Consider the following 16,923-nt stretch of genomic DNA (forward strand, 5'->3'; position numbering starts at 1 on the left):
CCATGGCCCTGCGCATCCCCAGCGATGGCGGCACGAAGTCGCTTCGCTCCCTTTTGGACAGACTCGACGAATACGCGCTCAGCGCCGAAGAGCTCTCCGTCCACACGCCCGATCTCGACGACGTCTTCCTCGCCCTGACGGGCCCCGCCACGGAGGTTCCCGCGAAATGAAGTCCCACTCGATGGTGATGCTGCGCCGCAACTTCAAGCACATCGCCCGCAACCCGATGTCGGTGTTCAACGCGATCCTGATGCCGGTCGTGGTCATGCTGATGTTCGTCTACATGTTCGGAGACGCCTTCAGCGTCGGCGTGGATTACGTCGACTACGCGACGCCAGGGCTGATGCTGCTGGCCGTCTGCTACGGGCTGGGAGCCACCGCGACCGCGGTGAACTCCGACATGACCAAGGGCATCATCAACCGGTTCAAGGTCATGGACGTCTCCCGCGGCGCGGTGCTGACCGGGCACGTCGTCGCCAGCGTGCTGACCAACCTGGTCGCCATCGCGCCCTCCTCGGCGTCGCCTTCCTGCTCGGCTTCAGTCCGGCGGCGGGGTTCCTCGACTGGCTCGGCGCGCTCGGCGTCGTCGTGCTGCTCGGGTTCGCGACCGGCTGGCTCACGATCGCGCTGGGCCTGGCGGCGAAAACCCCGGAAACGGCGGGCCTGGCCTCGGTGCCGCTGGTCATGCTGCCGTTCTTCAGCAGCGCGATCGTGCCGGCCGACAAGATGGGTCCGGGCCTCAAGCAGTTCGCGGAGTACCAGCCGTTCACGCCGATCATCGAAACCCTGCGTGGACTGCTCAACGGGACGCCGGCCACCGGCACCCTGCTCGCCGCGCTCGGCTGGTGCGCCGGGATCGCCGTCGTCGGCTACCTGTGGGCCTCGGCCACCTTCAAGAAGCGAGCGTGACCGCGGCCAGCTCCGGCCAGCTCGCCGCCGCCCCTTCCCGCGTCGCCTCGGTGAACCCTCGTCACCGAGGCGACGTCGTGCGGTCTCCTCGATCCGCGCCGCGTCCGGGTGCGACCGGTCCGGCAGGCCGCGGACCCCCGCGCCCGCCCCCAGCAGCCGCGCGGCCTGCTCGTCCTGGCCGGTGCGCAGGGCCAGGTCCGCGAGGCCGACGAGGACTCGCGCGACCGTCAGCGGGTGTCCCGTCTCGGTCGCCGCTTCGAAGGCCGCCGCCCAGTGCACCCGGGATTCGCCGACGTCCTCGGCGAGGTAACCGAGCAGCTCCTGGGCCACCGCGCGGACGATGGCCCGCTCGGCGTCTTCGCCCAGCATCTTCGTCGCCACGTCGAGCTGGCGGCGCGCCTCGACGGTGTCGCCGCGCCAGCGCGCGAGTTCCGCCTTGGCCAGGGCGAGCTCGGCCTGCGCGTTCGGCCAGGCCACCCCCTCCGCGCACCGCTGGGCCTCGGCCAGCGCGGTGGCGCTCGCCTTTTCGTCGCCGAGCAGCCAGTACAGCTGCGCCTGCCGTGACCGCATCCGCACGACGTCCTCGATGGCGCCGACCTCGGTCACCACGTCGATGGCCTGCTCGTAGTACTCGCACGCTTGCGCGAACTCACCGCGGACGGTGATGCGGTCCGCCAGCTCGGTCAGGGCGAACGACGTGCCCCACCGCTCGCCGAGCGCGCGGAACTCGGCGACCGCCGTCTCGAGCAGCGCGTCCGTCTCCCGGTCACCGTGTCCGAACTGGACGCGCATCTTGCCCAGCTGCAGCCGGGCCACCGCGCGCACCCACGGGTCTTCGTCGGCGAGCAGCGGTTCGAACGCCGTCAGCGCCGCGTCCGGTCCGTGCAGCAGGCGCTCCAGCGCGGCGGCGAACCGCAACGTCACCGGTGGGTTCTCGACCTTCAGGCTGACGTCGTACGCCTTGCGGATCCACTCCTCCGCGCGGTACTCGTCGCTCTGCTGCCCGGACGTCACGAACTGGACGACGAACGTGTAGACCAGGCCGCGGATCTCGTCCGGCACCTCGCCGGGCACGGCCGTGGCCGCCATGACCAGCTCGTTGCCCTCCGTCCGGTGCCCCGCGAGCCACCAGTACCAGCCGGCGGTCGCCGCGAGCCGCATGGCTTCGGCTGCTTCGCCCGCCGCGAGAGCTCCGCGCATCGCCGCGGTGATGTTCTCGTGCTCGGCCTCGAGCGTGGCGAGCCATTCGAGCTGCTCGGCGCGGCGCAGGTGCGGCTCCGCCGTCTCGGCGAGTTCGGTGAAGTACGCGAGGTGGGCGCGCCGGGCGACGTCCGTCTCGCCCGCCTCCGCGAGCCGCTGTTCGGCGTACTCCTTGATCGTGCCGAGCATGCGATAGCGCTCGCCGACCACCACGACCAGCGACTTCTCGGTCAACGCGGTCAGCAGCTCCAGGACGTCGTGGTCCCCGCAGACCCGCTCGGCCGCTTCCAGGCTCGCCCCGCCGGAGAACACCGAAAGCCGGCGCAGCACGACGCGTTCGGCGTCGGAGAGCAGCTCCCAGCTCCAGTCGATCACCGCGCGCAGTGTCCGTGCCGGGGGAGCGCGGTCCGGCTGCCGCCGGTCAGCAGGCGGAACCGGTCGTCGAGCCGGTGTGCGAGCTGGTCGAGCGACATCGTGCGCAGGCGGGCGGCGGCGAGCTCGATGGCCAGCGGCATCCCGTCCAGCGCCCGGCAGACGCGGGCCAGCGTGCGGACGTCCACCGTGAGGTCCTTGCGCACCGCGCCGGCCCGGTCCCGCAGCAGCCGGACGGCCGGGGCGGCCTCGATTTCGGCGGGATCGGCGTTTTCCGGCGGCAGGACCAGGGGCGCGACCTGCCACAGCGCCTCGCCGGTGATGCCGAGCGGTTCCCGGCTCGTCGCGAGGATCCGCAGCCGTCGGCACTCCCCGAGCACCCGGTGCGCGAAGGCCGCCGCGGCTTCGATGACGTGCTCGCAGTTGTCGAGGATGAGCAGCATCGAACGCTCGCGCAGGGCGGCGATGACCCGGTCGGTCGGCTCGGCGTCCGGTGCCTCGCCGACGAGCGAGTCCCGCAGCTTGAGCGCGCCGAGCGTCGCCTGGGCGACGTCGTCGCCCGGGCCGATCGCCGCCAGTTCGACCAGCCACGCGCCGTCCGGCAGGTCGCCGAGCAGCGTGCGCGCGGTTTCCGTGGCCTGCCGGGTCTTCCCCGAACCGCCCGGCCCGATCAGGGTGGTGAGCCGGTGTTCGGCGACGAGCTCGCGGACGGCGGTGATATCGGCGTCCTTGCCGACGTAGCTGGTCAGCTCGGCCGCAGGTTCGTCTTCGGGCTCTCCTGCCGCCGTCCCAGCTCGCCACGCAGCAGCGCGACGTGCACTTCGGACAGTTCCGGCGACGGGTCGACGCCGAGGGAGTCAGCCAGGGTTTCCCGGGTGCGCTCGTAGGCCAGCAGCGCCTCGGTGTCGCGGCCGGTCGCGACGAGGGCACGCATCAACGCGGCGACGAGCCGTTCGCGCATCGGGTGCGCGGCGACCAGGTCGGTCAGCTCGGTGACCAGCTCCGCACCGCCGCCGAGCCGGACCTCCGCGTCGAACCGGTCCTCCAAGGCGGCCAGGCGCAGCCCTTCGAGCCGGGTGACCGCCGCCTCGAACGCCGCGCTCTCCGGCAGTTCGACGTCCTGCATGGCCGGACCGCGCCAGAGCGCGAGGGCCTCCCGCAGCCGGTGCGGGTCGGCTTCCTGACGGGCCCGGCCGACGAGGCGTTCGAACCGCACGGCGTCGACGTCGTCGGGCGCCACCACCAGCCGGTAGCCGGTCGGCCGTCCGTCGACCGAACCTTCGGGCAGCGCCTTGCGCAGCCGGGAAACCAGGCGCTGCAAGGCGTTCGGTGCCTCGGCGGGCGGCTGCTCACCCCAGATCCAGTCGACGAGCGTGGCTTTCGGGACGACCTGACCCGGTTCGAGCGCGAGGGCGACCAGCAGCCCGCGCAGGCGGGCGCCCGGCACCTCGGCGAGCGCGCCGTCGTCCGTGCGCACTTCGAAGGGCCCCAGGATCCCGATCTGCACCCGGCCGATCTTGCCACGGGCGATGGTGTCCGAGGCGTGTCAGGCCCGTGTCAGGCCACTCGGCGATCGTCGTCGGCACACCCACGAAAGGACAGCCGATGAGCCAGCACGGACTCCCCATGGACCGCGACGCGGGACCCTTCGACCCGCCGAGCGCGCTCACCCGGCTGCGCGACACTCGTCCGGTCAGCCCGCTGGTGTTCCCCGACGGGCACGAAGGCTGGCTCGTCACCGGCTACGAAGAGGTCCGGCAGATGATGGCCGACACGCGGTTCAGCTCCCGGCTGGACCTCGACGTCATCCACGTGCCGTACGAGACGGGCATGCCCGCCGCCACCGAGCCGTCGCCGCCGATGCCGGGCATGTTCATCGCGATGGACCCGCCGGAGCACAGCAGGCTGCGCCGCAAGCTCACCGGCGCCTTCACCGTCAAGCGGATGAAGCAGCTGGAGGAGCACATCGCCGACGTCGTCGAGCGGCAGCTCGACCACCTCGCACGGCTGGCCCCGCCGGTCGACCTGGTCAAGGAGTTCGCGCTCCCGGTGCCGTCGCTGGTCATCTGCGAGCTGCTCGGCGTGCCCTACGCGGACCGGGACACCTTCCAGGCGAACTCGGCCCAGTTCATGGTCCGGGAGCAGACCCTCGAGGAGAAGATGGGCGCGTACATCGCGCTGAACACCTACCTGTCCGAACTGGTCACGAGCAAGCGCGCCGAGCCCGGCGAGGACATCCTGTCCGACCTGGCCCGCCACGACGACCTGACCGTCGAGGAGCTGACCGGCGCGGCGTTCCTGCTGCTGCTCGCCGGCCACGAGACGACGGCCAACATGCTGTCGCTGGGCACGTTCGCGCTGCTGGAGCACCCCGGCCAGCGCGCCGAGCTGGCCGCCGACGCGGACCTGCTGCCCGGGGCCGTGGAGGAGATGCTGCGCTACCTGTCGGTGGCCGACATCTTCTTCCGCTACGCCACGGAGGACCTCGAGCTCGGCGGCGAGACGATCACGAAGGGCTCGACGGTCGTGGTCTCGCTGCTCGCCGCCAACCACGACCCCCGGCGCTTCGAAAACCCCGACACGCTGGACATCCGCCGCAACGCCCGCGGCTCCTGTCCTTCGGCCACGGCGTCCACCAGTGCCTCGGCCAGCAGCTGGCCCGCATCGAGATGCGCGCCGGCTTCGGTGGGCTGCTGCGCCGGTTCCCGACACTGGCGCTCGCGGTGCCGGCCGAGGAGGTGAAGCTGCGCACGGACATGAACATCTACGGCGTTCACGAGCTGCCGGTCACGTGGACCGCAGGAAGCTGAGCACCGCGTCCCTCCCCGCGTGGCCGCGCTCGCGGTTCTGGATCGAGTGCGACTCGCCCGGCACGATCACCAGCTCGCCGCGCGGGGCCCGGGCCGCTTCCTCGCGCGCCCACTCCAGCGGCGTCGAGAGGTCGCGGTCGCCGTTGAGCAGCAGGACCGGGACGTCCGGCAACGGCCCGGCCGGATTGGCCGCCGGGTGTTCCGCCGGCCACGGCAGGCAGCTCTGGATGAAGCCCTGCTGCGTGGCCACGCCGGTCGTGTACGGCCAGGTCGCCGACTCCGGAGCACGTGGGCGGCCAGCGACAGCAGCGGACGGCGGAGCGCGAGCGGGGTGGCCGCGGAGCCCCACGGGAACCGCCCGTCCGCGCACAGCGTGGCCGCGTGCAGGCCGGCGCTGAACGAGGCCGGGTCGTCGCCGCCGGACTGGTAGGCCTCCAGGAGGCCGTCCAAGCGCGCCGGGGCGCCGGTGCGGGCTTCGTGCAGGGCGCCGATGATGTCGCCCGCCGCCGGGCTCCGGTACGAGGGATCGGCGAATTCGTACGACACCACCGTGTCGAAGATCCGCACGCCGTCCGCGGTGCCGCGGTGGCGGACCACCCACGCCAGGTCCTCGGCCGGGTCGTAGCCGCAGGCCGGGGCCACCGCGCACGCCGCGCGCAGCACGCGTGCCTCGGCCGTCATGCCCGTCAGGTACAGCGACGCCGACGCGGAAGCGTGGTGCGGCAGCACCGAATCGAGGATCACCTTGCTGACGTGGTGCGGGTGGGCGATCGCGTACCGCGCCGCCGTGAACGAGCCGTACGAGACGCCGTCGACGACCAGCTTCGGCACGCCGAGGGCCTGCCGGAGCTGGTCGAAGTCCGCCACGCTCTGGTCGGTCGAGTACAGCGGGGCCGTGTCGCCGAGGATGCGCGCGCACTCCTGCACCGCGCCCGCCGACGGCGTCGCGATGTCCGAACTGCCCATCTCCGCCTGCAGACCGGGGCACCGCAGCGCGCCCGACGGCCCGGTGCCGCGCTGGTCGAGCATGACGATCCGGTAGTCCTGCGCGACTTCCGGCAGCCGCTGCCTGGCGATCCGCGTGATCGTCCCGACGCCGCCCTGGCCCGGGCCACCGGTGAGGAACAGCAGCACGCCCTTGGGCGCGTTGACGTTGTCGGCGGTCGCCACGGGAAGGTCGAGCGTGCCCGGCACGCGGCCGGTGTGGTCGAGCGGGACGGTCAGGGTCGAGCAAGTGAAGCCCGGCTGTCCCGGGCACGGGTGCGGATCCGCCAGCTCCGGTCGTCCCCCAGGACGCGCGTCGGCCGGGCCGCACCCCCGAGTGCGGCGGTCAGCGCCAGGACCAGCCCGGCGGTCAGCATCTTCGAGCGCATGCCTGCATCATGCGCACACCGGCGCGGAAACCGCATACCTCCGAAAGGGCGGCCGTCAGGGCCAGAGGCGCTCGCGGACCCAGCCGCCGCCCGACTTCCGGTAGCGCAGCCGCACGTGCCGCCGGTCGTGGCTGGCCTGCCAGAACTCGACTTCGTCCGGGTCCACGAGGTACCGCGTCCAGGTTTCCGGGGCCACGTCCGGGTTCTCCTCGACCCAGCGCTGCGCTTCCGCGGCCGCCGCCTCGAGGTCCGCCGGATCGTGCAGCACCTGCGACTGGTGCCCGATGAACGCTTCGACGCGGGACGCCGGCGGCCGGGCGAGGAAGTCCGCCGCCGACACCTCGGGCGTGGCCGGGGAGACCGGGCCGCGCAGCCGGACCTGCCGGCCGCGGCCGGGCCAGAAGAACGTCAGCGCCGCGCGCGGGTCCTTGCGCAGCTGCAGGCCCTTCGGGCTTTCCGCGCTGGTCGCGACCGCCCAGCCATCGGGGCCGACGTCCTTGAGGATCACCACACGCGCGTCGGGCGCGCCATCGGCATCCACTGTGGACAGCGTGACGGCGTGCGGCGCCAGCACGTGCTCACCGGCTTCGGTCAGCCACTCGAGGAACAGCGCCTGCGGGTCCGGTGGCGCCGTTTCCGGCGTGAATCCGGGAAGCTCTTCGGGGAACGAGGGCCAGCCGCGCAATTGCACCATGTCAGTAACCGTACGGACCCTGGTGGGGTGCGTGCCCGGGCGGTGGGTAGACCGGCGGCTGCGGCCGGCCGGGCCGGCGTACGGCGGGGGCGGGACCTGCGGCGCCGGCGCGGGCATCGGGTGCTGCGGTTGCTGTTGCGCCTGCTGCCACTGGACCTGCTGGTAGACCTCGGCGGGCTGCGGGAAGCAGTACGTCAGCTTGGCGTTGACCGAGCCCTGCATCGCCGCGCCCCAGAGCTTGCCGCCGACGAACGCGTACAGCTGCCCCGCCGAGAGGTCCACCGCGACCATCCGCGTCTCGCCGCCGAACTGGTTGCCCGACTTCGCCGACGCGGCCTGCGCGGCGTCGGGGTACACGCGGCTGCCGACGAGCCCGGCGATCACGACCGAGCCCGCCGTCCAGCCCATGGTGCCGGTCAGGTTCGCGCGGGCGTGCTGGGTGGCGCGGCCGGTGAAGTCGTACAGCGCCGCCGCGCTGACCTCCGGGACGGCGGCGGCGATCACGCAGTAGTTCATCGTCGTGAGCAGGACCTGCTCGGTGAACAGCCCGACGACGGCCGTGGCGGGGCCGATCTGCACGGTATGCAGCCGCCCGCCGGCCCGCTGGACGCGCTCGGCCATCGCGCCGAGGTACTGCTCCGGGGTGAGCACGTCGCCATCGTCGCACGCCCGGTGGTCACGCCGCCGTCAGCCAGCGGTTTTCACACATGCTTCGTGGTTGACTGTCCGCGCTATGCGACGACTCGTACTTCTCGCGCCCGCCGTGGTCCTGCTGGCCGGCTGCAGCGCCACCATCGTGACCGGCACCGCGGCGCCCAGCCCGCCGTCCGCGTCCACCGCAGCAGGCGCCGGCAGCCTGCCCCCGGACCCCCAGCCGGGCGCGACGGAGGACTGCCCGTACCTCGGCAGCGAGTTCGTGGCCGAGTCGAACGGCCAGCACGTGTCGAAGGTGCGCGTGTCCGCCGACCAGCCGCACCCGGCGTGCTTCTTCTATCGCCCGGACGGGAAGATCCAGCTCACCGTCCGTGTGTACGTAGGCGACGCGAAAACGGCGACGGCGCTGGTCAACAAGGCGGCGCCGCTCGACTCGTCCAATCCGGCGAGCGACCCTTCCGGCTGGAAGGGGGGCTATTTGTCGTCCGACGACGGGGCCGTCTACGCGGTCGCCAAGGGGTCCGTGGCGGTCATCGCGTCGACGAACCAGAAGCAGAGCGTCAAGGCACGCACAGTGGTCAAGAAGGCTATCGCTGCCCTGAAGCTCTAGGTAGCGACCTCCACACGGGTGAGTGATGTTGATCTTGTATTACCCTGTGCGTCACGCGCAGGCTTCGTGGACTCGCGCACCGCAGCCACCGGGGACCCCCACCCCGGGGCGGGGCACCAACTCTGCAAGGACAAAGGACAAGATTCGTGGCTGACACCCTCAAGGAAATCCTGCTCGACTCCAGCCGTCGCCCGGCTGTCGTTTCCGACTTCGAGACCCTCGTGGACGCCGAGGTCTCGGACAAGGGCGGCGTTTCGGGTGCCGTCGTGAAGACCGGCTTCGCCGCGGTCAAGAAGATCAAGCCGGGCATCATCCCCTCGGCCGTCGACACGCTGCTGCCGGACTTCGCCTCCGCGCTCGAGCCGTTCTACGGCGACTACCGGGCCAAGGGCGGCAACGACTTCGGCGCCTACCTGTCCAGCCGCTCGGACGAGGCTTCCGACGCGCTGCTGAGCGTCACCGACTCGCGCGCGGAGAAGAGCAGCCGCGACAGCATCAAGAAGGTCTACTCGAAGCTGCGCCCGAACGGCAAGAAGAACGTCGAGGAGGCGCTGCCGCGTCTGGGCCAGCTGATCGACAAGCACGCCGCTGCCGTCTGATCGGTTTTTCAAGCACGACTGAAGAGGCCCCCGGCTGCACCCCCGGGGGCCTCTTCGCGTCTTGTTCAGTTCTTCTTCTCGGCGGGCGCCGCGGACGGTGCCTTGCCGTTCGCCTGCGCGCTCGGCTTCGCCGCTTCGGCGGGCTTCGGCGCGGGCGGGGTGGCCTTCGGCGGCGCGGGCGCGACCGGCGGCTCCTGCTTCGAGCGGAGGGCGTAGGCAGCACCGGCGCCGACCACGACCAGGCCCAGCAGCCACGGCCACTTGCGACGGCTGCGGGTGCCCTTGGCGGCCGACTTGGCCTCGGACAGAGCGGCGTAGAAGTCCTTCTTCGCCGCCTTGAAGTCCTTCTTGCCGCGGCGCTTCGACTCGCCGGCCGCCTTCGCGGCCTTGATGGCGGCCTTCTTCGCCTTGCGACCCGGCTTGCGCAGCTCGGACAGGCGCGCGAGCGCCTCCTGGCGAGCGGCCTTCGAGCTCTTCTTGAGCTCCTTGCGGGTCAGTTCCGTCTTCTTCGCGAGCTTCTTCTGCGCGCGCCGCCCCTGCTTGACACCCTCGGTGACGAGTTTGTCGGCGGTCTCGACGGCCTGGGCTGTCGCCCGGGACATGGGCTTCACCTCATCATTCGTTTTGACACTGCTCTGTTACCCGTAACCTATCGTGCCCCTTTTTCGCTCCGCCCGCCCGCAGATGGCACGATGGCTTGCGTGAAAGCTACGCTGCACACCAACCAGGGTGACATCCACCTGAACCTGTTCCCGGACCACGCGCCCAAGACCGTGGCGAACTTCGTGGGGCTCGCGGAGGGCACCAAGGAGTACACCCAGCCCAACGCGGCGGGGACGAACTCCGGGCCCTTCTACGACGGGTCGATCTTCCACCGGGTCATCGACGGCTTCATGCTGCAGGGCGGCGACCCGACCGGCACCGGTCGCGGCGGCCCCGGCTACAAGTTCGGCGACGAGTTCCACCCGGAGCTGCAGTTCAGCAAGCCGTACCTGCTGGCCATGGCCAACGCCGGGCCCGGCACGAACGGCTCGCAGTTCTTCATCACCGTGGCGCCGACCACCCACCTCAACTTCCGGCACACGATCTTCGGCGAGGTGGCCGACCAGGAGTCGCGCAACGTCGTCGACGCGATCGCCCGGACGTCGACCGGCCCGGCGGACCGCCCGCTGACCGACATCGTCATCGAGAAGGTCAGCGTCGAGCACTGACGGCTTCCTCGCGTGGGTTTCGGTAGGTTGGTCTCATCGTGAACCAACCGCCGAACCCCGCCGCCGAACAAGCCGCGCTGCCCGGGTGCTGGTGGCACCCGAACCGCCCGACCGGACTGAGCTGTTCCCGGTGCGGGCGTCCGGCGTGCCCGGATTGCCTCCGCGAAGCCCCGGTCGGCTTCCAGTGCACCGACTGCGTGCACACAGGCGGCCAGGAGCAGCGCCGTCAGCACCGCGGCTACCAGGACGCCGGGTTCGGCCAGCGCACCGTCTTCGGCGCGCGGCTCTCGCAGTCGGTGCTCGTGACCCAGGTCATCCTCGCGGTGAACGTCCTGGTCTTCGTGGCCACGGTGGTCCAGGCGAAGAGCCTCGACCGCAACGATCTGTCGTCGCTCCTCCAGTACGGCGCCCTCTACGGCAACGCGACCATGGGCCACGGCGAGTGGTGGCGCGTCCTGACCAACGGGTTCCTTCACTACGGGCCGATCCACCTCGCGGTCAACATGTTCTCGCTGTGGATGATGGGCCGGTCGCTGGAACAGGTCTGCGGGCGAGGCCGCTACCTCGCGCTCTACTTCGTCTCCATGCTCGGCGCGTCCACGGCGGTGCTGCTGTTCGACGACCCCACCGGCCTCCCGGGCACGGCAGGCGCGTCCGGGGCGCTGTTCGGCCTGATGGGCGCGTACGGGGTCACGGTGCTGAAGCTGCGCCTGAACCCCACCGGTCTGATCATCACGCTCGCGCTGAACGCGTTCATCACCTTCGGCATTGCGAACATCTCGATCTTCGGGCACGTCGGCGGGCTGGTGACCGGCGCGCTGGTCACCGTGGCGCTGCTCTACGCGCCGCAGGTCAAGCAGGCGCGGTGGCAGGCGATCGGCATCGGGATCATCGTCGTCGCACTGCTCGGCCTGCTGGCCTACCGCGGCGCGCAGGCCGTTCCCACGCCGAACTGCGATTTCCTCCAGTACCGGGAGGGGCTCTACTACACCTGCCGCTAACTGCGCAGCGTGCTGAGGACGTCCAGGACGTCCCGCGGGTCCTCGCCGAGATCGAGCCACCCGAAGACGTACAGCTGCTCGTCGTGCTCGATCTCCAGCGTGACGCCGTCGCGCCCCATCCGGCGGGTGGTGCGGAGCCGGGTGCGCGTCTGCGCCCACGGCAGCCGGTGCGTGCCGCCTAGCGTCCGGGCCACCAGGCCCTCGGCGTCGGCGGCGAGCCGCGGCCGGACGATCGTGGCGTGCGCGGCGAACGCGCCGACGGCGACGGCCGCCAGCGCGAACAGCACGAGGCCACCGCGGTCGCCGGTCAGCGCGTCGGTCACCACGCCGGCCAGCAGCAACGCGGTGACCGCCCAGGCCGATACCACAACGGCCTGACGAGGGGCCCAGGAGGTGGGGTAGTTATCCACAGGGGTTATCCACACTGGGGATGAGTCACACCGCTGTAATTCGACGTCAAGCCGCTGAACGGAGTAATAATCAGCGCCAGCGCATGGTCATGAGCAGACCCGCGATCATCAGCGCGAACCCACCGGCGAAGTTCCAGTTGCCCAGGTCGGCCATCCAGGAGATCTTGTCCCCGGCGATGTAGTTGACCAGCAGCCACACCAGGCCGAGCAGCATCAGCCCGAACATGGGGATCTTCCAGGCCAGACCGGTCGGGCCGGCGGCCCGCACCTTCACCGGCGTGCGCCGGTCGGCGGGCGGGGTGTACGCGGTCTTCTTGCGGACCTTGGACTTGGGCATCGTGTGTTCCTCGCGGTGCTCTTCGGGCTCGTCTGGTGGCGATGTCCCGCTGAGGGTGCGCAACCAGCGCCACGTGCACACGTTAACGTAAACGACCGCAGGAAAGCAGCGGCCAGGAGTGGTCGGATTTCCCGGACCGTGACAACGGGGTCACCCAGGGTTCGACGCGGCTTGAGAGGAGCTTGCGTGGCTACGCGCGAAGGACCGGACGACGACCGGCGCAGACACCCCGGACAGCCCATGCCCCAGCGCCGTCCCGCGACGCCCCCGCGCGGCCAGGTGCCGCCCCGCCCGCCCCAGCGCGGCCCCCAGGGGCAGCCACCCCGGCGTCCGCAGGGCCCGCCGCCCCGCCGCTACACCAGCCCGCCCCCGCCACCCGGCGCGAACGAGGAGACCGTCGTCTTCGCCCCGGTCGGCAAGGGCGGCACCGCGACCGAGGAGAAGCCCGCCCCGGTCCCGCTCGGCAAGGGCGGCGTCGCGATCCGGACGGTCGGCGAGGTCCTCATCACGCTGGGCCTGGTCGTGCTGCTGTTCATGGTCTACGAGCTGTACGTGACCGACCTGTTCTCGGCGGGCAAGCAGTCCGAGGCGAGCGACCAGCTCGACGGCGAGTGGGCGCACGACCGCACGCTGCACCCCGAGCTGGTCGACGGCAAGGCGTTCGCCCGCATCCACATCCCCAGCTTCGGTGTCGACTACAACTTCACCATCCAGGAAGGCACCGACGACGCCGCCCTCGAGGTCGGCCCCGGCCACTACAAGGGCACGTCGCTGCCCGGCGAGCCCGGCAACTTCGCCGTGGCCGGCCACCGCGTCGGCAAGGGTGCCCCGTTCAACGACCTGGACAACCTCTCCTCCTGTGACCAGATCGTGATCGAGACCTCCGCCGACTTCTACATCTACAAGGTCCTGCCCTACGACGACGAGGTGAAGGACTGGGCCGGCGGCAAGGGCGCGGACCCGAAGTGCAAGGGCGTCTCGACCCTGCGCGACCCGAACGCCGAGGACGGCGGCGCCTACAGCGAGACCTTCGGCCGCAAGGTCGTGCTGCCCAGCCAGGGCACCGCGGTGAACCCGGTCCCGTACAAGAGCGCCGACGTGCTGCCCAAGGCCCAGCAGGCCGCGCTGCTCACGCTGACCACCTGCCACCCGCAGTTCTCCGCCAAGGAGCGGCTCATCATCACGTCGGTGCTGACCCAGCAGGTGCCGAAGGACCAGGTCAAGGACTACGGCGACCTGCTCTCGAAGATCGGGGAGGCCTGATGTACGCGTGGATCTGGCGGAAGCTGCCGGGCCCGTTCGCGGCGAAGCTGACGATCGCGGTGGTGCTGGCGCTCGGCGTGATCGCGCTGCTGATGTTCGTGGTGTTCCCGTGGCTGGAGCCGCGGCTGTGGTTCAACGAGGTCGCGGTCAACTGAAGACACGGGGGAAGCACCGCCACAACCCACCGCCGGAAGACCCGTGGAACGAGATCGGGCCGCGGCTGTGGATGGGCGGGCACGTCCGGATGGGCGCCGCGGGCGAGCAGATCGCCGAGGCCGAGCGGTTCGCCGTGCTCGCGGCCGAGGCGGTCCGCGCCGGGCGGCTGACGCTCGTGCGCTGCCACACCGGGCTCAACCGGTCCGGCCTGGTCGGCGCGCAGGCGCTCGTCGAACTCGGGCTTGGCGTACCGGCGGCCATCGACCGCGTCCGGCAGCGGCGCTCGCCGCGGGCGCTGCACAACCGGCTCTTCGTGCAGTACCTTGAGAGCGGCCTGCCGACGGCCCGGCTGCTGGCGGAGCTCGATTCTTGAGGTTCGGCGTCTTCCTGGTCAGCGGCCGCTTCCCCGGCCAGGCGGACGGCGACGTCCTCCGCCGGTCGGTTCGCGCGGCCGAACTGGCCGAAGAAGCCGGCTTCGACGACGTCTGGTTCGCCGAGCACCACTTCATGCCCTACGGCGTCTGCCCGTCCGCGATCACCCTCGCCGCGCACGTGCTCGGGCGGACCTCGCGGATCGGGGTCGGGACCGCGGTCAGCGTCCTGTCGACCACGCACCCGGTCGCGCTGGCCGAGCAGTGGGCGATGCTCGACGCCGTTTCCGGCGGTCGGCTGCGGCTCGGCCTCGGCCGCGGGGGCCCGTGGCAGGACCTCGAGGTCTTCGGCACCGGGCTCGACCGGTACGAGACCGGCTTCGAAGAGGCCCTCGACGTCTTCCTGCGCGCCACCACCGCCGCGTCGGCGCCCAAGGGCGGCACTTCGCCTTCCGGGAGGTGCCCGTGGTGCCGGCGCCGGAACGCCGGGCGGACGTCGTCGTCGCGTGCGGGGGACCGGCGTCGGCCGCGGTCCGGCAGGCCGCCGAACGGGACCTGCCGCTGCTGCTCGGCCTGCACGCCGATGACGAGGAAAAAGCCGGCACGGTCGCCGCCTACGGAAAGCCCGCGAACCACATCTCGACCGTGCTCTGCCAGGTGGGTGACGCCGAGGTGGTGCGGAACGCGCTGCCCGGCTGGCTCGCGGACGGCCTCGCCGCGCACGTCACCGTCGACGGGAGACCGGGGCCGTCCCGCGATCCGGGGAGTACGCCGAACGGCTCTGCGCCATCCACCCGGTCGGCGACGCGGCGCACTGCGTCCGGACGCTGGAAACGAGCCTCCGGCGCACCGGCGTCTCCCACGTGCTGATGCTCGTGGAAGCGTCGGGTACGCCGGAGGGCACGTTCGCGAACATCACGCGGATCGGCACCGAGGTGCTGCCCGCGCTGCGGGCTAGCAGTCCCGCAGTTCCGGGCTCTGGTTGAGCAGCTGGCCGCGCGGCGAGACGAACGCGCGGTAGCGATCACCGTCCACTTCGGACTTCTTGAACACGGCGACCCGGTGGCAGTTCTGGAAGGCCAGCTTGACGCCGAAGTGGCGTTCGAGGCCGCCGCGGATCGCGTCCGAGGCCAGTGCCCGCAGCAGCTGCCCGCGGGCGGCCTCGCTCGGCGGCGGCGTCTCGTTGTCGGCGAAGCCGTCCGCCGCGCCCTCGGCGTCGGCGATGACGCCGGTGATGACCTCCCAGGCGTACGGCAGGGATTCCTTGACGCAGGTGACGAACTCGGCGTCGGTGACCTCCCCGCGCTCGGCCTTCTCCAGCAACGCGGGTGACACGTCCAGGGACATCGAACCTCCAGTTTGAGCAGGGCCACCTTCTTGGCTACCGGCCGGGTGGCCCCGCCACAAGAGAAAACGATGATCATCACCACTTTGGCGGAAGGCCCGGTCACTCCCACCGGAAGAGCTTCGCCGCCAGCGCCGTCCCGAGCACCGCGAAGGCGGCGAGCGCGGCGAGCTGCAGCGGCTGGACGCCGGCCCCGACCCAGGCGTCCTGCAGCGCCTGGGAGCCGGCGGCAGGTAGTCGCCAATCCGGCGCAGGACCTCGGGCAGGAGCGGCCGCGGCAGGTAGACGCCGCCGAAGAACATGATCGGGAGGAAGGCGACCATCGCGACTCCGGTGGCGGCCTTCGACGTGCGGGCGACCGCGGCCGCGATCAGGCCCAGCGCGAACGTCGCGACCACCCCGAGCACCAGCGTCAGCGCGAACGACAGCGGGTGCTTCGGCAGCGGGACGTCGTAGACGGCGTTGCCCAGCCCCAGCACGAGCGCGATCCCCGCCAGCGAGACCGTGACGTGGATGAGCAGCTGCGCGCCCAGCAGGTTGGCCGGGTGCACCGGAGTGGTGGCCAGCCGGCGCAGCACGCCCTGTTCGCGGTAGGTGGCGACGGCGGCCGGGATCGACTGCAGCGCGAGCATCGCGAGGCTGATGACGATCAGCGACGGCACCCAGGCGTCGATGAACCGGTACCCGCCCGCCTTTTCGCTCGGCTCGGTCATGCCCGGGATCGCGCCGATCGCGAGCAGCAGGATCGACGGCAACAGGATGCCGGCGACCGCCATGAACGGCGACCGGAGGAAGAGCTTCGTTTCGGTGGCGGTGATCTTGGCGAAGGCGGTGGTCATCGGGCGCTCCTGGTCAGCGAGACGAACGCGTCGTCCAAAGTGGAGGCTCCGGCCGCGGCGCGGAGCTCGGTCGGGGTGCCGGTGGCGACCACGCGCCCGGCGTCGAAGATCGCGACGCGGTCGCAGAGCCGTTCGGCTTCGTCCATGAAGTGGGTGACGAGCAGGACCGTGACGCCGGTGGCGCGGACACCTTCGACGAGCCGCCAGGTCTCGCGGCGGGCGTGCGGGTCGAGCCCGGTGGTCAGCTCGTCCAGTATCGCCAGCTCCGGCTGCCCCACCGCTGAGCCCGGCCCACAGCCCGATCGCCCGCACCCGATCGGCCGGCACCGGTGGGCGGCGGCCAGGAGGGCCAGCGAGGCCGGGCTCAACGCGGCCGCCCCGACGCCCTGCAGCACCCGGCCGGCCACCAGCCAGCCCAGCGACGGCGCGGCCGAGCACACCGCCGAGGCGGCGGTGAACACCGCGACCCCGGCGAGGAACACCCGCTTCCGGCCGAAGCGGTCGGCGAAGACACCGCCGGAGAGCAGCAGCATCGCGACCAGCAGCACGTAGGCGTCGACGATCCACTGCAGGCCGCTCAGCCCCGTGCCGAGCCGCCACTGCATGTCGGGCAGGGCCGCGCCGACGATCGTGCTGTCGAGCAGCACCATGAACTGGCCGAGGCCGGTCACCGCGAGCAGGGCCGCCCGTCCGTGCGCACTTCCCGTCTGCACTGTTCGATCCCCCCAGAGGTCCGCTGTTCGCCGCAGAATAGTTCGACAATCCCGAA

At 71.5% G+C, this 16,923-nt stretch carries 16 protein-coding genes and 6 pseudogenes; 11 read left to right on the plus strand and 11 right to left on the minus strand.

Translation table 11 applies throughout. The annotated features are described in order from the left end of the window. Positions 1-170, plus strand: a pseudogene (locus ACFPLC_RS47100) (ABC transporter); the annotation flags it as partial. Continuing rightward, a pseudogene (locus tag ACFPLC_RS47105) lies at positions 167-909 on the plus strand (ABC transporter permease). The pseudogenes ACFPLC_RS47100 and ACFPLC_RS47105, both read left to right, overlap by 4 nt. On the opposite strand, the pseudogene ACFPLC_RS47110 reads toward ACFPLC_RS47105, so the two are convergent. Then, positions 893-3,988 (minus strand): annotated as a pseudogene (locus tag ACFPLC_RS47110) (BTAD domain-containing putative transcriptional regulator). The pseudogenes ACFPLC_RS47105 and ACFPLC_RS47110 overlap by 17 nt on opposite strands. 98 nt (positions 3,989-4,086) lie before the next feature. On the opposite strand from ACFPLC_RS47110, the pseudogene ACFPLC_RS47115 reads away from it, so the two are divergent. Beyond that, positions 4,087-5,291, plus strand: a pseudogene (locus tag ACFPLC_RS47115) (cytochrome P450). Here the strand turns inward: ACFPLC_RS47115 and ACFPLC_RS47120 are convergent. The 4 genes and pseudogenes from ACFPLC_RS47120 to ACFPLC_RS47135 form a co-directional block, all read right to left on the minus strand. After that, positions 5,269-5,940, minus strand: coding sequence for an alpha/beta fold hydrolase (locus ACFPLC_RS47120; RefSeq protein WP_378236344.1), 672 nt, complete (start codon positions 5,938-5,940; stop codon positions 5,269-5,271). The pseudogene ACFPLC_RS47115 and the gene ACFPLC_RS47120 overlap by 23 nt on opposite strands. 92 nt (positions 5,941-6,032) lie before the next feature. Beyond that, a pseudogene (locus ACFPLC_RS47125) lies at positions 6,033-6,485 on the minus strand (alpha/beta fold hydrolase); the annotation flags it as partial. Positions 6,486-6,511: 26 nt separating this feature from the next. Beyond that, complete coding sequence (locus ACFPLC_RS47130; protein WP_378236341.1) at positions 6,512-6,664, minus strand: hypothetical protein; 153 nt, start codon at positions 6,662-6,664, stop codon at positions 6,512-6,514. A 55-nt stretch (positions 6,665-6,719) separates the two neighbouring features. After that, positions 6,720-7,358 carry a pyridoxine/pyridoxamine 5'-phosphate oxidase gene (locus tag ACFPLC_RS47135; RefSeq protein ID WP_378191905.1) on the minus strand — a complete coding sequence of 213 codons (639 nt, stop codon included), beginning with the start codon at positions 7,356-7,358 and terminating at the stop codon, positions 6,720-6,722. A gap of 733 nt (positions 7,359-8,091) precedes the next feature. On the opposite strand from ACFPLC_RS47135, the gene ACFPLC_RS47140 reads away from it, so the two are divergent. Then, the gene (locus tag ACFPLC_RS47140; protein ID WP_191308607.1) at positions 8,092-8,622 is read left to right on the plus strand and encodes a DUF2020 domain-containing protein; all 531 of its coding nucleotides are present in this window, start codon (positions 8,092-8,094) and stop codon (positions 8,620-8,622) included. Positions 8,623-8,768: 146 nt separating this feature from the next. After that, complete coding sequence (locus ACFPLC_RS47145) at positions 8,769-9,221, plus strand: DUF6918 family protein (RefSeq protein ID WP_176173818.1); 453 nt, start codon at positions 8,769-8,771, stop codon at positions 9,219-9,221. Positions 9,222-9,286: 65 nt separating this feature from the next. Here ACFPLC_RS47145 and ACFPLC_RS47150 read toward each other — a convergent pair whose 3' ends face one another. Beyond that, the gene (locus ACFPLC_RS47150) at positions 9,287-9,823 is read right to left on the minus strand and encodes a hypothetical protein (protein ID WP_191308609.1); all 537 of its coding nucleotides are present in this window, start codon (positions 9,821-9,823) and stop codon (positions 9,287-9,289) included. 90 nt (positions 9,824-9,913) lie between these two features. On the opposite strand from ACFPLC_RS47150, the gene ACFPLC_RS47155 reads away from it, so the two are divergent. Continuing rightward, a complete protein-coding gene (locus tag ACFPLC_RS47155; protein WP_378191910.1) occupies positions 9,914-10,432 on the plus strand; it encodes a peptidylprolyl isomerase in 519 nt (172 codons plus the stop codon). Between the two features lie 38 nt (positions 10,433-10,470). Beyond that, positions 10,471-11,433, plus strand: coding sequence for a rhomboid family intramembrane serine protease (locus ACFPLC_RS47160; protein ID WP_378191912.1), 963 nt, complete (start codon positions 10,471-10,473; stop codon positions 11,431-11,433). Here ACFPLC_RS47160 and ACFPLC_RS47165 read toward each other — a convergent pair. Beyond that, on the minus strand, positions 11,430-11,801 hold the full coding sequence (locus ACFPLC_RS47165; RefSeq protein ID WP_378191914.1) for a PH domain-containing protein: 372 nt from the start codon (positions 11,799-11,801) through the stop codon (positions 11,430-11,432). The genes ACFPLC_RS47160 and ACFPLC_RS47165 overlap by 4 nt on opposite strands. Before the next feature lie 112 nt (positions 11,802-11,913). Next, positions 11,914-12,180: a cell division protein CrgA gene (gene crgA, locus ACFPLC_RS47170; RefSeq protein ID WP_043787021.1), complete on the minus strand. Its 267-nt coding sequence runs from the start codon at positions 12,178-12,180 to the stop codon at positions 11,914-11,916. A 240-nt stretch (positions 12,181-12,420) separates the two neighbouring features. Here crgA and ACFPLC_RS47175 point away from each other — a divergent pair, with 240 nt between their 5' ends. The 4 genes from ACFPLC_RS47175 to ACFPLC_RS47190 are packed head-to-tail and all read left to right on the plus strand — an operon-like array spanning position 12,421 to position 14,928. Beyond that, positions 12,421-13,443: a class E sortase gene (locus ACFPLC_RS47175; protein WP_378191958.1), complete on the plus strand. Its 1,023-nt coding sequence runs from the start codon at positions 12,421-12,423 to the stop codon at positions 13,441-13,443. Next, on the plus strand, positions 13,443-13,598 hold the full coding sequence (locus ACFPLC_RS47180; protein WP_103338171.1) for a hypothetical protein: 156 nt from the start codon (positions 13,443-13,445) through the stop codon (positions 13,596-13,598). The genes ACFPLC_RS47175 and ACFPLC_RS47180 overlap by 1 nt, the downstream gene beginning before the upstream one ends. Beyond that, positions 13,571-13,972, plus strand: a complete 402-nt coding sequence (locus tag ACFPLC_RS47185) for a protein-tyrosine phosphatase family protein (RefSeq protein WP_378235829.1) — start codon at positions 13,571-13,573, stop codon at positions 13,970-13,972. Before ACFPLC_RS47180 ends, ACFPLC_RS47185 begins: the two co-directional genes overlap by 28 nt. After that, positions 13,969-14,928: an LLM class flavin-dependent oxidoreductase gene (locus tag ACFPLC_RS47190; protein WP_378236342.1), complete on the plus strand. Its 960-nt coding sequence runs from the start codon at positions 13,969-13,971 to the stop codon at positions 14,926-14,928. Before ACFPLC_RS47185 ends, ACFPLC_RS47190 begins: the two co-directional genes overlap by 4 nt. Here the strand turns inward: ACFPLC_RS47190 and ACFPLC_RS47195 are convergent. The 3 genes and pseudogenes from ACFPLC_RS47195 to ACFPLC_RS47205 all read right to left on the minus strand — a co-directional run bounded on the left by ACFPLC_RS47195 (position 14,925) and on the right by ACFPLC_RS47205 (position 16,867). Next, positions 14,925-15,317, minus strand: coding sequence for an SCO5389 family protein (locus ACFPLC_RS47195; RefSeq protein WP_370969812.1), 393 nt, complete (start codon positions 15,315-15,317; stop codon positions 14,925-14,927). The genes ACFPLC_RS47190 and ACFPLC_RS47195 overlap by 4 nt on opposite strands. A 282-nt stretch (positions 15,318-15,599) precedes the next feature. Continuing rightward, positions 15,600-16,154 (minus strand): annotated as a pseudogene (locus ACFPLC_RS47200) (ABC transporter permease); the annotation flags it as partial. Beyond that, positions 16,151-16,867: an MFS transporter gene (locus ACFPLC_RS47205; protein ID WP_378236343.1), complete on the minus strand. Its 717-nt coding sequence runs from the start codon at positions 16,865-16,867 to the stop codon at positions 16,151-16,153. The pseudogene ACFPLC_RS47200 and the gene ACFPLC_RS47205, both read right to left, overlap by 4 nt. Positions 16,868-16,923: the final 56 nt, after the last annotated feature.

Source organism: Amycolatopsis plumensis (assembly GCF_042652605.1).
GTDB classification, from domain to species: Bacteria; Actinomycetota; Actinomycetes; order Mycobacteriales; family Pseudonocardiaceae; genus Amycolatopsis; species Amycolatopsis plumensis.

Excerpts from the sequence above, each read along its gene's own strand:
- ACFPLC_RS47150 (WP_191308609.1), bottom strand. The coding sequence starts at position 9,823 with ATGTCCCGGGCGACAGCCCAGGCCGTCGAGACCGCCGACAAACTCGTC.
- ACFPLC_RS47140 (WP_191308607.1), top strand. The coding sequence starts at position 8,092 with ATGCGACGACTCGTACTTCTCGCGCCCGCCGTGGTCCTGCTGGCCGGC.
- ACFPLC_RS47135 (WP_378191905.1), bottom strand. The coding sequence starts at position 7,358 with ATGGTGCAATTGCGCGGCTGGCCCTCGTTCCCCGAAGAGCTTCCCGGA.
- ACFPLC_RS47180 (WP_103338171.1), top strand. The coding sequence starts at position 13,443 with ATGTACGCGTGGATCTGGCGGAAGCTGCCGGGCCCGTTCGCGGCGAAG.
- ACFPLC_RS47175 (WP_378191958.1), top strand. The coding sequence starts at position 12,421 with ATGCCCCAGCGCCGTCCCGCGACGCCCCCGCGCGGCCAGGTGCCGCCC.
- ACFPLC_RS47155 (WP_378191910.1), top strand. The coding sequence starts at position 9,914 with ATGGCTTGCGTGAAAGCTACGCTGCACACCAACCAGGGTGACATCCAC.
- ACFPLC_RS47195 (WP_370969812.1), bottom strand. The coding sequence starts at position 15,317 with ATGTCCCTGGACGTGTCACCCGCGTTGCTGGAGAAGGCCGAGCGCGGG.
- ACFPLC_RS47130 (WP_378236341.1), bottom strand. The coding sequence starts at position 6,664 with ATGCGCTCGAAGATGCTGACCGCCGGGCTGGTCCTGGCGCTGACCGCC.
- crgA (WP_043787021.1), bottom strand. The coding sequence starts at position 12,180 with ATGCCCAAGTCCAAGGTCCGCAAGAAGACCGCGTACACCCCGCCCGCC.